Source organism: Streptomyces sp. ICN903 (assembly GCF_022015835.1).
Lineage (GTDB): Bacteria > Actinomycetota > Actinomycetes > Streptomycetales > Streptomycetaceae > Streptomyces > Streptomyces fenghuangensis.
Window position 1 is genome coordinate 1 of the sequence record NZ_JAKMAY010000170.1, and the last position, 12737, is coordinate 12737.

A 12737-nucleotide genomic window follows, 5' to 3' on the forward strand; every position below is an offset into this window, starting at 1 on the left:
CCCCATGATCCTGCCCCGGCCCGCCCGTACGGCGCCAGGGTCCAACGGCCCCGCCGCCCGCGCGGGCGGCGGGAACCCGGGGCAGCCCGATCCCGGCGCCGCTCCGGCACGCCAGCCGTGCCCGCCGGCGGCTCACCTCACGCGGACCGCCCCAGGTCGAACCCGACGTCCACCACCCCCTCCACCGACCGCGCCATCCGGGCGGCCACCGGGACCAGGGCGGTGTTGCGGATCTCGCCGGTGAAGGTCACCACACCGTCCGCCACCCGCACCCCCACGCTCCGGTCACCGCCGGGGAAGAGGGGTTCGACGACCTCCCGGCGCACCTCCCGGGCGATGTCCTCGTCCGGGCGCAGGAAGACCTTCAGCAGGTCCCCGCGGCTGACGACGCCGACCAGCAGGCCGTCGGCGTCGGTCACGGGCAGCCGCTTGACGCGCCGGTGCGCCATGATCCGCGCCGCCTCGGCCAGTGTGGCGCGGGCGTGGACGGTGACCGCCGGCGCCGTCATCAGCTCGCCCGCGGTCACCGCCCCCACCCGGGCCAGCTCCTGCGGGCGCCGCAGCTGCTCCATGCGGCTGGGATCGCCGTCCCGGAACTCCTCCTTGGGCAGCAGATCCGCCTCGGAGACGACGCCGACGACGCGGCCCTCGCCCTCCAGCACCGGCAGAGCGCTGACCTTCCACTGCTCCATGGTCATCACGATCTGCTTGAACGGGGCGTCCCGCCCGATGGAGACGACGGTCTGGCTCATCACGTCGCCGACGGTGTGCGGGGCGTGCGGGGCTCCGTCCGCGCCGCCGCCGGTGTCCGCGCCGACCGCGCCGGCCGTGCCGGCCGCGCTGTCCGTACCGTCCATGAGACCCTCCTCGAGGAGTCGTTTGCCCTGCCGCGCCCGGGCGCGTGTCACGGCATGGGTCCGCTGCCGTAGGGCCCGTACAGGTCCAGCAGCCGGGTGCGGGCCGCCTGCAGCCGGTGCGAGATGATCTCGGCCATCCGCAGGGCCACCGCGCGCCCCAGCACCGGGTCGGCCTCGCACAGCTGACGCACCCGGGCGGCGTCGAACTCCAGGGCCCGCACCGGGCTGAGCGCCTCGGCGCCCAGCTGCCAGGTGTAGGGCGGGAAGAGCCAGGACCAGCCCAGCAGGTCGCCGTGGGAGAGGGTCTCCACCGCCGCGGGGCGGCGGCCGGGCACCCGCATGTCGAGGGTGACCGAGCCGGTGCGGATGACCCAGAACCGGTCGGCCCGGTGGCCCTCCTCGGAGATACGGGCGCCGGCGGGGAAGGAGACCTCGCGGGCGAGTTCCAGCAGCCGTTCGCGGTTCTCCGGGGGCAGCGCCCCGAGCAGGTTGTTGGCGGTGACGATCATGGCGGGCCTCCCTGGTGCCGAGTGGGCGGTGTACACGCGGGCGTCCGCTCCCGGTACGGGCGTCGTGGCGGTCCGCCGCCGCTGCCTCTACTCCCGTTGTACTCCCGTGGCCGGGAAGTGGTACCCCACCGTCATCGTCGGATTTCCCGCACCACCGGGACAGGGGCCGTACGGGGACCCCGGACGGGACTTTCGGCCCCCGTGCACGGGCCCGCGGACCACTGCTGCCGCGGCCGCCGCCGCGAGACGGTGTGAACGTGCCCGAACGGCGGGCCGGCTTTCCGCGAAGGGGATGAGCGACATGGCAGTCCACGGCCACACGCACGGACACAGGGGGTTCCGCCTCCCGGTACGGCGCACCACCCAGACCGCACCCGCGTCCGGCGAGACGGCGGCCGCGACGGCCGTGGTCCCGGCGGCGTCGGCCGCGGCCCGCGTCCTGGCCGGGGTCCGCTTCGCGGCCGGGTTCGTCTTCCTGTGGGCGTTCGCGGACAAGGCCTTCGGTCTGGGCTACGCGACCCCCGCCGAGCGGGCCTGGACCGAGGGAGGCTCGCCCACGAAGGGCTTCCTCAGCGGTGTGGCCGTCGGCCCCCTGGAGTCGTTCTTCCACGGCATCGCCGGGGCCGCCTGGGCGGACTGGCTGTTCATGCTCGGCCTGCTCGGCATCGGCCTCGCCCTGACCGCCGGCGTCGCACTGCGGCTCGCGGCGGCCGCCGGAACCGTGATGATGGCGCTGATGTGGGCCGCGGAGTGGCCCCCGGCCCGGCACCTGTCGGACGGCAGCCCCAGCATGTCGACCAACCCGGTCGTGGACTACCACGTGATGTACGCCGCCGTCCTGATCGCCCTGGCGGTCGCGGCGGCGGGCGACACCTGGGGACTGGGCCGGTGGTGGGCCCGGCTGCCCCTGGTCCGCAGCCTCCCCTGGCTGCGGTGAACCCGCCGCCCCGCGGCGGACCACCGGCCCGCGACGCCCCCCGGGGCGCCGCGGGCCGGCCGTTTCCCCGCCGCGCGGGACACCAGGCCCGCTGGAAAGGGACCAGTGACCCCTGCCGAACGCGGGTACCCGGACCGATCATGGAAACGAAAGCGGCGGAGAGCCGCCTGTCAACGGAGGTGTTGTGATGGTACGTACGGTCACCGTGGGAGTGGACGGCTCCGCCGAGAGCCTGGCCGCCGCCGACTGGGCGGCCCGGGAGGCGGCGCGGCGCGGGGTGCCGCTGCGCCTCGTCCACGTGCGGGAGCCCGACCCCTTCACCCCTCCGGACTCCTACGCCGATCCCGAGACCCGGCAGCACTGGGCCCAGCGGATCCCGCGCGAGGCGGCGAACGACCTCGCCCGCCGCCACCCGGAGCTGGAGATCACCACCGACCAGCTCACCGGCCGTCCCCCCGAGGTGCTGACCGCGGTCGCCGAGCAGGCCGAGGTGCTGGTCGTCGGTACCCGCGGCCTGGGGCCCGTGGCCGGCTTCCTGGTCGGCTCCGTCGGCCTGGCCACCGTCGCCCGTGTGAAGTGCCCGGTGGTGCTGGTGCGGGCCGAGACCTCCAAGGAGGGCGGACCGGAGGGCGCGGAATCCCCCACTCCGCCCCGTGACGTCGTCATGGGGCTGGAGCTGTACCGGCCGGCCGACGAGCTCATCGAGTTCGGTTTCGAAGCCGCCGCCCGGCGCGGCGCCGCGCTGCGGGTCATCCACGGCTGGAACCCGCCGCTGGTCTACGGCGTCGACCCCATCGCCGTCGACCCCCGCCTGGCCACCGACCTGGCCCAGGAGAGCTCCCGCAACCTGAACGAGGCGCTGCGCCACTGGCGGGAGAAGTACCCGGACGTGGAGGTGAAGGCGCAGGCCGTGGTGGGCCGGGCCGCCCGCCACCTGACGGAGGCCTCCGAGGACGCCTCGCTGGTCGTCGTCGGCCGCCGCATCCGCCGTTCGCCGATCGGCTTCCACATCGGACCGGTCGCCCACGCGGTCATGCACCACTCCAAGGCGCCCGTCGCCGTCGTCCCGTTCGGCTGACGGGCGCCCGCCGCTCCGGCGCGCACCACCGGGCCGCGTCCCTTCGGTGTTCACCGAAGGGACGCGGCCCCGGCATCGCCGTGTGGGCGCCACCGCCCTCCGGGACGGCAGTCGGCTCCCGGACCGGCGGCCGCAGCGCGTCAGGGCGTGAACGTCTCCAGGTGGTCGACGACCACGAAGCGCGTGTGCGGGGCGGCCTCCGCCACCGCCTCGCGCAGGCCCTCCAACCCGCCCCAGTCCACGGCCGGCTCCTCCAGCGGCTCGTCGAAGTCGTCCCAGTGGGTGGGCACGACGTAGGGCGGGTGGCCCAGGCAGGACAGCAGGCGCGGCACGTAGTCGTGCACGGTGGAGCCGCCGGGCTGGATCATCGCCAGGTCGGGGGCGAGCCCGGCCAGGTCGGCGGCGCTGAAGTTGGATCCGCCGAAGTTGACCAGGGTGAAGCCGGTGGCCTCGCTGGTGACCGCGTACGCCAGGGTCTCGCCCTCGACGAGGTCGGCGATGGTCCTGGGGCGGGGCGGCGGGCCGCCGGGACGGGTGCCGGGGAAGGGCACCCGGGCGCGCGGCCCCGGGATGGAGTGCAGGGAGCGCAGCACCCGGACGGAGTAGCCCTCGAAGCGGATGTGCTCGCCGCCGCGCACCACCGACAACTGCTCCTCCAGGGCGCGCCGCTCCCCGGGCCCGGCGAGCGCCAGCATCATGTTGGCGTGGCTCTCGGTGCCCAGCACGGTGGCGCCGGTGCGGGCCGCCAGGTGCGGTACGTCGGGCATGTGGTCGTAGTGGCCGTGGGTGACCAGGATCTGGTCGGCGCGCAGCCGGTGGCGGTCGATGGCGGCCCGGTCGACGGTCACCGGGGTCTTCGGGTCGGCGCCCTGCTCGGAGTAGGTGCCGGTGCGGAAGCGGGTCAGCCAGGGATCCACGAGCACGGTGGCGGGCGCGGCGCCGGGCCGCTCCACGCGGATCTCCCAGCCGTTGTTGCCCAGCCAGCGCAGCCGGAAGCCGGACTTCCCCGGCTCGGGGGGAGCGGAACGACCAAAGCGGGAGGGGCGGGCCGCCGGTGCCGCGCCGGCCGGGACGGCCGCGGTCAGGCCGGCGGCGGCCAGCCCGGCCGCCGAGGCGCCGAGCAGGCCGCGCCGGGACACGGCGGAGGAACGTGAGGATCGGGAAAACGGTCGCATGCCGTGATCAGAGCACGCGTCACGGCGGACCGTCCAAGATCGAAAACCGTTCCCGGCGATACCGGAAGCGGTATCGTCCCAGCGTGGACCTGTTACGGCACCTGAGGTACTTCCGGGCCGTCGCCGAGGAGTTGCACTTCGGGCGGGCGGCGCAGCGGCTTCACATGGCACAGCCGCCGCTGAGCCGCAGCGTCCGCGCGCTGGAGGAGGAGCTCGGCGCACGGCTGTTCGACCGCACCTCGCGCGGAGTGCGGCTGACCGCCGCGGGCGAGACGCTGCTGGCCGAGTCCGGGGAACTGCTGGCCCGGACCGAGCGGATGCGGACCCTGGTCGCCCGCGCCCACCGCGGCGAGCACGGGACGCTGCGGATCGGGGTGCCGCCGGAGCTGCCCGGGCGCGTACTGGCCCGGATGCTGACCGCCTTCGCCGTCGAGGCCCCGGGCGTGCAGGTGGAGCCGAGGGAGCTGAGCACCGCCGAGCAGGTGCGGCTGCTGGCCGAGAGGGAGCTGGACGCCGGGCTTCTCCAGCACCCGGTGGAGCCGGAACCGGCCGGGCTGGTGGGTGAACCGGCCACCGCTCTGCCCCTGGGCGTCGTCCTGCCCCGGGACTCCCCGCCGGCCGGGCCGGGCCCGCTGCCCCTGGCCTCGCTCGGCGGCAGCCCGCTGGTGATCTTCCCCCGGCAGGCCGCGCCCGGCCTGTACGACGCCACCCTCGGCGCCTGCCGCGCGCAGGGCTGGCACCCGTCCCGGATCGTCCACGCGGGGAGCCCCGAGGTGATGACGGGCCTGGTGATCGCCGGACGCGGGGTGGCACTCGCCCACGAGGCCGTGGCCCGCAAGGAGCCCCGCGTCCTGTGGCGCCCCCTCGGCGCGGACGCCCCGCGGTGGCCGGTCTCCTTCGTACGGCCCGCCGCGGCGCCCCACCCGGCCGCCCGGCGCCTGGCGGCCACCGCGACGGCCGTGCTGCGCGCCGAGGCGGGCGGGACGGGCGAGTGCCTCACCGGGCGGCCCGGCCCCAAGGGGGCGGGAACGGACGGCGCGCCGCGCCCCTGGGACGTGGTCTACGCGGTGCGGCGGCCGGAGGAGGGCTGACCGCAGCAGCCGTACAGTTCCTCCACCGCCGCACGCCCCGCCGCGCCGATCGCCGCGTCGAGGTCAGGGCGGCGCCGGTCCAGGCTCTCGGTCTCGGTGAGCACCGCGACCGCGTAACGGCCGCCACCGGGCGGGGAGACGACGCCGATCTCGTGGCGGAAGCCGGGCAGCGTCCCCGACTTGGCGGCGACCGCGACCTCCTCCGGAAAGGCCGCCGCCAGCCGGTGCCAGCTCACCTGCCGCGCCATCAGGTCCCTGACCTCGGCGCACGCCCGCGGCGGTCCGGCCCGGTCGGTCCAGATCAGGGCGAGCAGCCGGGTCATGTCCCGGGCGGTGCCGCTGTTGGTGCGCCGCGGGTCCGACGTGGGCAGGGAGCGTATCCGCTCGGGGGAGAGCGTGGGGTAGACGGCGGCGAACGCGGCCGGGTCGGCGGCGCCCACCTCCGCCAGCACGCTCTCCAGCAGATCCCGGGGCGATCCGGCGATCCGCGTGCCCTCCAGCCCCAGTTCCCGGGCCAGCAGCGCCACGGTGTCGGCGCCCACCCTGCGGAAGAGCACGTCGGCGGCGGTGTTGTCGCTCACCGACAGGGCGAGGAACGCCAGATCGCGCAGGCTCGCCTCCACGTCGTCCCGGCACCCGGCCGTGCCCGTGCCGCCCAGCCGGTCCGCCTGCCCCACCAGCACCCGCTCGGCCGGATCCAGCTGGCCGTACGCCGCCTGCCGGGCGAACTCCAGCACCAGGAGCACCTTGACGACCGAGGCCAGCACCACCGGCTCGTCCGGCCCGACCCCCGTCTGCCGCCCGCAGTCCACACAGCGCGCGTGCAGCCGCACCCGGGCGCCCAGCGCGCCGAACTCCCGCTCCACGTCCCCCTGTTCCACCACCGGGCCATCCTGCCGCAACACCGTGCCGCCGTGGCGCCGTACCGTCAGATCGCCATGGCCTCCTGGATCCACCGCCGCACCCGGTAGGGCAGCCACAGCACCAGGGGCCCCACGTCGGCCACCAGGCGCTCCTCGCGGAACTCCGCCAGGACCGGCGCGGGCACGTCACCGGGGCGGGCGCCGTAGGCGAGCGCGGTGATGGCCGCGTGGTACTCGGGCCCGTCGGCGGTGAAGCGGCGCAGATCCCCCCAGCGGCGGTCGCGTATCTGCACGAAACCCGGGCCCTGCCGCCACAGGCACTTGCACAGGTAGTGCCCCTCGCGCCACCGGGCCAGCGCACCGGCCGCGTCCTCGGGCCCCTCCAGCTCGGCGGGCGGCTGGAGGTGCCCCAGGACCTCCCAGCCGCCGGGGGGCTCCGGGGCCAGCCGCAGCCGCCACTCGACGAACACCGCGCGTGCGGTGAGGTCGCGCACCAGGCACAGGTCGCGGACGGCGCGGGCCGCGGCGCCGGGATCACCGGCGGCGGCGAGGTCCACCGTGTCCGGCAGCCGCACCCGGCGGACGCCCGACTCCCACAGCCGGTCCACCGCGGCCGCGACCGGGCCCTCGATGCGCACATCGCCCAGACGCATGCCGGGCAGCGCGCACGCTCGCGGGTCGTAGTCCCGCCAGGCGGTGACGGTCAGCGGCGCCGGGCCGCCGGGGTGTTCCGTGATCGTCGTGCTCACTCGTGCCCTCTTTCTCGTTCGCCTGCCCGGCCGGTGGCCGGCGGTCTGTGATCCGGTCCTCGGCGGCTCGCGGACCCGTCAGACACCGGCCGTCGGCCGCGCCGCCGGTACGGAGCCGCCCTCACGCGGTGCGGCGTGCAGATGACGCATGAAGTCCAGCCGCAGCAGGTCCTCGTTGACCGCCGCGGGGGCCACGTGGACGTACTGGCCGCCCTCGGCGAAGACCAGGCCGAGCTCCACCCAGCGCTCCAGCAGCTCCGCCACGGCGTCCCCCTCCACGGCGTACCGCAGCCGGGCGGTGAGTTTGCGGGTGAGGGCCGCGGGGGCGTGCGGCTGGTCCAGCAGCCGGAAGGCGGCGACCTCCAGCGGATCGGTCAGCTCCATCGCGCCCCAGTCGAACAGCCTCCGGCGGCTGACCAGCACGATCCGATCCCCCAGGTCGGCGTGGGTGAGCCTGCTGTCGGCATGGGCCTTCTTCCAGGCGGCCAGCGCCTCGTTGAGCGACTTCACGGTCTCCTCGCCGATGCCGCGCGCCGGGGCCTCGAACACATAGGCCAGGTCGTACAGCTCCTCCTCGGGCAGGTCGTAGGTGAAGCGGTAGTGCTCCTCGGCGCGCAGGCCGGAGAAGCCGAGCTCGGGGCGGGTGAAGTACGGGCTGAAACGCTCGATGGCGATGCGGGCGGACAGGTCGACCGGCGGGTTGAGGTGTTCCAGCGCCGGTATCTGGGCGATGACCCCCTCGTAGTCGGCGGCCGTCTCGCCGGGGAAGCCGTGGAGGTAGTTCCAGGAGACCGACAGGCCGGTCTCGGCGCCGTCCCGCAGCATCCGGACGTTCTGGCAGCCGCTGACCCCCTTGTCCATCAGCCCCAGCACCCGGCTGTTGAGGCTCTCGATGCCCGGCTGGACGTAGATCAGGCCCGCGTCCGCGAGGGTGCGCAGCTGGGAGCGGCGCATGTTCGCCTTGATCTCGATGTGCAGCCGCAGGTCGTACCCGCTGTCGATGATGCGGGGCAGCACCGTGTTGAGGTAGCCCATGTCGAGGATGTTGTCGACGACGTACATGTCCAGCACCCGGTGCCGGCGGGCCAGTTCCATGATCTCGTCGTGGAAGACCTCCGGGCTCTTGCTGCGGAACTGCATGAACGAGCCGTTGAGCCCGCAGAAGGTGCAGTGGTGCTTCTCGCCCCACCAGCAGCCGCGGGCCCCCTCGACGACGAGCTTGGGCTCCACCCAGTTGCGGGCCACGGAGGCGGCCAGCCGCTCGAAGTAGCCGGTGTAGTCGGGCGGCAGGATGGCGGACGGGGGCATCGGCGAGGTGCTCATCGGGTTGACGGTGGCCGCTTTGTCCGCCCCCCGGTGGCACAGCCCCGGTATGTCCGACAGGTCTGCCCCCTCGCTCCCCTCGGCCAGCGCCGTCAGCAGCCGCGGGAAGGCCACCTCGCCCTCGCCGCGCACCACGTGGTCCACGAAGGGGAAGTTGCGGTGGACGGCGGCGCCCTGCTCGGCGTCGCAGTTGGCGCCGCCCATGACGGTCACGATGTGCGGGGCCAGCAGCTTGACCTGCCGGGCGGCGGCCAGCGCGGCGGTGTTCTGCTGGAAGGTGGAGGTGAAGCCGACCACGTCCGGTTCGTACGCCACGATCCGCTCGGCGGTCTCCCGGACGAACTCCGGTGCGATCCGGTGCAGTTCCCGTGTCAGCCGCAGACGGGAGGGGCGCAGCTTCCCGCTCATCACGGAGGTGAACTCCTCGGTCCGCCACTCGGGGTCGTCGTAGAGCGCGGAGGAGAACACCCAGTCGCCGCACCCCATGAAGTAGGAGGACAGGGCGTAGTACTCGTAGTCGTCCCCGGTGAACTCCATGCGGCGGGTGATCCAGTCGGTGAACTCCAGGTTGGCGTGCAGCACCTCGGCCCGGCCGCCGGGAACCCGCTCGTCCACGCTGCGCTTGAGGATGCCGAGCGCCAGGGACGGCAGATCGATCGGTGACCAGGGCATGTTGACCAGCAGGACGCGCATGGCGGACTCCTCGGTACGGAAGATGTGGCCGGGGGCAGGCGGCGGCGAGGGCCGGTGGCCGCCCGGCCCGGCGCCGAGGGCCGGGCCGGGCGGTGAGGAGTCACTCCTCCTCGGTGTCCTCCGCGTTGCGGAACGGGATGGTGACGGTGATGCCGACGGAGGGCTTGCGGTTCTCCTCGTCGCCCGCGAGCGGGTCGTTGTTGATGACGTCCTTCTGCATGGCTACCTCCTCTCGTGGTCCACTCGGTCCCCGGCCGCCGCTGTCGGCGGCCGGCCCTGCCCCCGCCCCGGCCGGGGCGGGGAGTCGTGATCGCGGCCGGTCGCCCGGCCTGCGCCGCGCAGCTCCCGGTCCAGAAAGCCCAGGGCCCGGCGCAGCACGGCGACGTGGTCGCCGCCGAGGTAGCCGTCGTGGCCGGAGTCCAGCCACATCTCCTCGTGGGGCACTCCCGAGGCGCGCAGCGCCGCCAGGTACGTGCGCACCTGCTCTGGCGGGCACTTGACGTCGTGGAGGGCCGCGGCCATCAGCAGCGGCGCCCGCACCCGGTGCGCGTAGTGGACGGGGGAGCTGCGTGCGTAGACCTCGGGCACCTGCTCGGGGGTGCCGCCGAACAGCGCCTCGTCCAGGGCGCGCAGGGCCGGCGTGCCGGTGCGGTGGGCGGTGGCGCAGTCGGCCAGCGGTTTGACGGCCACCCCCGCGCGCCACAGGCCGGGCCGGGTGCCCAGCGCCAGCAGGACGAGATAGCCGCCCCAGGAGGTGCCCCACAGGCCCACCGTGCCGGGATCGGCCAGCCCGCGCGCCAGCACGTCGGCCCGGACCGAGACGAGGTCGGCGACCTGGGTCAGGCCCACCCCCTGGCCGTACGCGGTGCGCCAGTGGGGCCCGTAGCCGGTGGAGCCGCGGTAGTTGACCCGGGCCACGGCGAAGCCGGAGGCGACCAGCGAGTGCACGGTCGGGTCGTAGGCGTCCCGGTCGTGGTCGGCGGGACCGCCGTGGACGAGCATCACCAGCGGCGGACGGACGGCGGGGCGCTCGGGGAGGCTGAGCAGGGTGTGGACGTCCCCGTCCGGACCGGGCGTCCACAGTTCGGTGTGCCGTCCGGGCACCCGGACGGCGGGGGTGTCCGCGGCCGGCGGCGGGGCGCCGGAGGCGGAGCGGGCGTGCGGCGGGGTGGCGGTGTCGGTCCACAGGTAGTGCACGTCCCCGTCCGGCCGCGGCACGGCGTCCAGGACGCTGCCGCGGGGCACCGGCACGGGGGTCAGGGACCGCCGGTCCAGGTCGGCGGTGAACAGCAGGCTGCGGCCGCGGCGGTCCTGGCGTACCAGGATCCGGCGCCCCCGGGGGTACCAGCGGGCGGTGATCTCGGTGTCGAACGCGCACCACCGGTGCGGGCGCACCCCGTCCCCGGTGCGCCAGGTGGCGGTCTCGTAGCGGTCGCCGTCCTGCCGCACCAGCAGCAGCTCCGCCTCGCCGTCTTCACCACCTCCCTCCCCGCCGCCGGGGGAGGCGGGGGCGGCGGGGGCGAAACCCAGCGCCCACAGCCCGCCGCCCCGGCCGGACAGCTCCGCCACCGTCGCGCCGGAGGCGGTGTGGACGGTGACGGCCCGGTCCGAGGAGGCCGAGCGGGTGACGGCCAGCAGCCGGCCGTCCGGGGAGAGCCCGCACAGGACCGCGTGCCCCTCCGCCCGCAGAACCGGCCGGCCCGGGCCGCCGCGCCGGCCGAGGTGGACGGTCAGACCGCTCCCGTCGCCGAGTCCGACGGCGACCGTCCCGCCGGTGCCGACGGCCAGCCCGCGCGGGGTGCCGGCGGGCAGACCGCTCAGGCCGGGCCGTACGGGACCGCCGTGGAAGTCCTGGTGGAGCCAGCGGCCGCGACCGGTCTCGTCCTCGTCGAACCACCAGACGGCGGCGTCGGCGTCGATGGCGCAGTGCAGGGTGCCGCGCGGGCGGTCGGTGACCTGCCGGGTGCGGCCGGTGCGGGTGTCGAGGGCGAAGACCTCGCAGCGTCCGCCGGCGTCGCCGGTGAGCACCATCAGCGCCGGGTCGCGGGGGCAGACCTCCGGCAGCACCGGCCGGTAGACGCGGTAACCGGGTGCGGGGCGGCCCGCGCCCGGCGCGGAGGAGGCGGGAGCGCTCACAAGGCCTCCTTCACCGTCGCGGCCGGCCCGGGCAAGGGCGCGGACAGGGCGCCGCGGGCCACCGCCAGCGTGGTGCCCGCGGCGAGCAGGGCCAGCAGCACCGCGCACCCCGCGGCCGTCGGCGCGGGTCCGGCCCGGTCCACGGCCGCCCCGGCGGCCAGCGGCGCCACCGCCGCGGCGATCCCCGCCGCGGTGGCCAGCGCCGTCCCGGTGCGGGCATGCAACTCGGGCGGCGTCACCCGCAGCACCCGGGTCTGGAGCACCACCACGGCGGCCGGGACCAGCAGGGAGACGGCGCCGAACAGCAGCCCGTACGACCAGGGGCCGCTTCCGGCCGCCAGTCCGGCGGCGGGCGCCACCACCAGCCAGGAGACCGCCACCAGCGTCCGCGGCGCGGTCAGCCGCCGCACCACGGCGGGTGCGGCCAGTGCCCCGGCGAGGCCGGCGGCGCCCGCGACGGAGAACACCAGCCCCACGGCGGCCGGGCCCCGCCCGCCGTCCTGGAGGGCGAAGACGACCGTGTAGTGGAGCGCGACCAGCAGCCCGCCGGCGGCGGCCGTCCACACCAGCACCAGGCGCAGTACGGGGGAGCGCAGGACCAGGGCGAGACCCGCTCCCGCCTCGGAGGCGAAGGCCGCCCACCGGGTCCGCGAAGGGCGCGTGTCCCGCTCCGCCCTCCCCGCCGGGGCGAGGTCCGAGCGCATGCCGCGCACGCACAGCGCGGCGACGAGATAGGACAGGGCGTCCGCCAGGAACGGCAGCCACCGGCCGGCCTGGTAGAGCAGGCCGCCCAGCAGCGGCCCCAGCACCAGGGCGCCCTGCTCACCGGCCTGGAGCCGCGAGACCACCCTCGGATGGTCGTCCGCGGGGCAGACCAGGGCCACGGCGCCGCGGGCCGCCGCCTCCTGGCAGGCGGTCGCGACGCGCTCGACGAGGACCGCGGCGAACAGGTGCGCCGGATGGAGCGAGCCCAGGGCCAGGGCCGCGGCGAGCGATCCCAGCGCGGCGGCGGACACCGCGGCGCAGAGGATCATCACGCGGCGGCGGGCGCCCCGGTCGGCGGGCACGGCGGCGAACGGGCCCAGCAGCAGCCCCAGCGCGGTGGAGGCCCCCGCGACCGCTCCGACGAGTGCGGGGGAGTACCCCAGGCCCAGCAGGAGCAGGGGGAGGGCGAGGCCGGAGACCTGGGTGCCCAGGGCGTCGGCGCTGTTGGCCCACCACAGCAGCCGCACGTCGCGGCGCGGGGCGGAAGCCCGGTGCCCGCCGGCCGCCGGGCCGGCGGCCGTGGTCCGCCTCACCGGCCGGGCCGGGGGCGCGGCGTGGGAG

At 75.9% G+C, this 12737-nt stretch carries 11 protein-coding genes; 3 read left to right on the forward strand and 8 right to left on the reverse strand.

Annotation, left to right across the window (positions count from 1 at the left end; genetic code table 11):
- Window positions 1-137: 137 nt before the first annotated feature.
- Both L7D48_RS17800 and L7D48_RS17805 read right to left on the reverse strand, forming a co-directional pair.
- Entirely contained in the window at window positions 138-752 is a 615-nt protein-coding gene (locus L7D48_RS17800; protein ID WP_237880446.1) for a CBS domain-containing protein, read from the reverse strand.
- 152 nt (window positions 753-904) lie between these two features.
- On the reverse strand, window positions 905-1366 hold the full coding sequence (locus tag L7D48_RS17805) for a Crp/Fnr family transcriptional regulator (protein WP_093849471.1): 462 nt from the start codon (window positions 1364-1366) through the stop codon (window positions 905-907).
- 301 nt (window positions 1367-1667) lie between these two features.
- Here L7D48_RS17805 and L7D48_RS17810 point away from each other — a divergent pair, with 301 nt between their 5' ends.
- Both L7D48_RS17810 and L7D48_RS17815 read left to right on the forward strand, forming a co-directional pair.
- Window positions 1668-2303: a hypothetical protein gene (locus L7D48_RS17810; RefSeq protein ID WP_237880447.1), complete on the forward strand. Its 636-nt coding sequence runs from the start codon at window positions 1668-1670 to the stop codon at window positions 2301-2303.
- Window positions 2304-2490: 187 nt separating this feature from the next.
- Window positions 2491-3381, forward strand: coding sequence for a universal stress protein (locus tag L7D48_RS17815; protein ID WP_237880440.1), 891 nt, complete (start codon window positions 2491-2493; stop codon window positions 3379-3381).
- A 140-nt stretch (window positions 3382-3521) separates the two neighbouring features.
- On the opposite strand, the gene L7D48_RS17820 is transcribed toward L7D48_RS17815, so the two are convergent.
- Window positions 3522-4520 carry an MBL fold metallo-hydrolase gene (locus L7D48_RS17820; protein WP_237880441.1) on the reverse strand — a complete coding sequence of 333 codons (999 nt, stop codon included), beginning with the start codon at window positions 4518-4520 and terminating at the stop codon, window positions 3522-3524.
- A gap of 119 nt (window positions 4521-4639) precedes the next feature.
- Between L7D48_RS17820 and L7D48_RS17825 the strand changes: the two genes are divergently transcribed.
- Complete coding sequence (locus L7D48_RS17825) at window positions 4640-5647, forward strand: LysR family transcriptional regulator (RefSeq protein ID WP_237880442.1); 1008 nt, start codon at window positions 4640-4642, stop codon at window positions 5645-5647.
- On the opposite strand, the gene L7D48_RS17830 is transcribed toward L7D48_RS17825, so the two are convergent.
- The 5 genes from L7D48_RS17830 to L7D48_RS17850 form a co-directional block, all read right to left on the reverse strand.
- Entirely contained in the window at window positions 5617-6531 is a 915-nt protein-coding gene (locus tag L7D48_RS17830) for a serine hydrolase (protein WP_237880443.1), read from the reverse strand. The two genes, L7D48_RS17825 and L7D48_RS17830, sit on opposite strands and share 31 nt — an antisense overlap.
- Before the next feature lie 44 nt (window positions 6532-6575).
- The gene (locus L7D48_RS17835) at window positions 6576-7259 is read right to left on the reverse strand and encodes a DUF5825 family protein (protein ID WP_374492667.1); all 684 of its coding nucleotides are present in this window, start codon (window positions 7257-7259) and stop codon (window positions 6576-6578) included.
- A gap of 78 nt (window positions 7260-7337) precedes the next feature.
- Complete coding sequence (locus L7D48_RS17840) at window positions 7338-9275, reverse strand: RiPP maturation radical SAM C-methyltransferase (protein WP_237880444.1); 1938 nt, start codon at window positions 9273-9275, stop codon at window positions 7338-7340.
- A 222-nt stretch (window positions 9276-9497) separates the two neighbouring features.
- Entirely contained in the window at window positions 9498-11411 is a 1914-nt protein-coding gene (locus tag L7D48_RS17845) for an alpha/beta fold hydrolase (RefSeq protein ID WP_237880445.1), read from the reverse strand.
- Window positions 11408-12709, reverse strand: coding sequence for an MFS transporter (locus tag L7D48_RS17850; protein ID WP_237880449.1), 1302 nt, complete (start codon window positions 12707-12709; stop codon window positions 11408-11410). The genes L7D48_RS17845 and L7D48_RS17850 overlap by 4 nt, the downstream gene beginning before the upstream one ends.
- Window positions 12710-12737: the final 28 nt, after the last annotated feature.

Coding starts and splice junctions, on each gene's coding strand:
- L7D48_RS17800 (WP_237880446.1), bottom strand. CDS start 752: ATGAGCCAGACCGTCGTCTCCATCGGGCGGGACGCCCCGTTCAAGCAG.
- L7D48_RS17805 (WP_093849471.1), bottom strand. CDS start 1,366: ATGATCGTCACCGCCAACAACCTGCTCGGGGCGCTGCCCCCGGAGAAC.
- L7D48_RS17810 (WP_237880447.1), top strand. CDS start 1,668: ATGGCAGTCCACGGCCACACGCACGGACACAGGGGGTTCCGCCTCCCG.
- L7D48_RS17815 (WP_237880440.1), top strand. CDS start 2,491: ATGGTACGTACGGTCACCGTGGGAGTGGACGGCTCCGCCGAGAGCCTG.
- L7D48_RS17840 (WP_237880444.1), bottom strand. CDS start 9,275: ATGCGCGTCCTGCTGGTCAACATGCCCTGGTCACCGATCGATCTGCCG.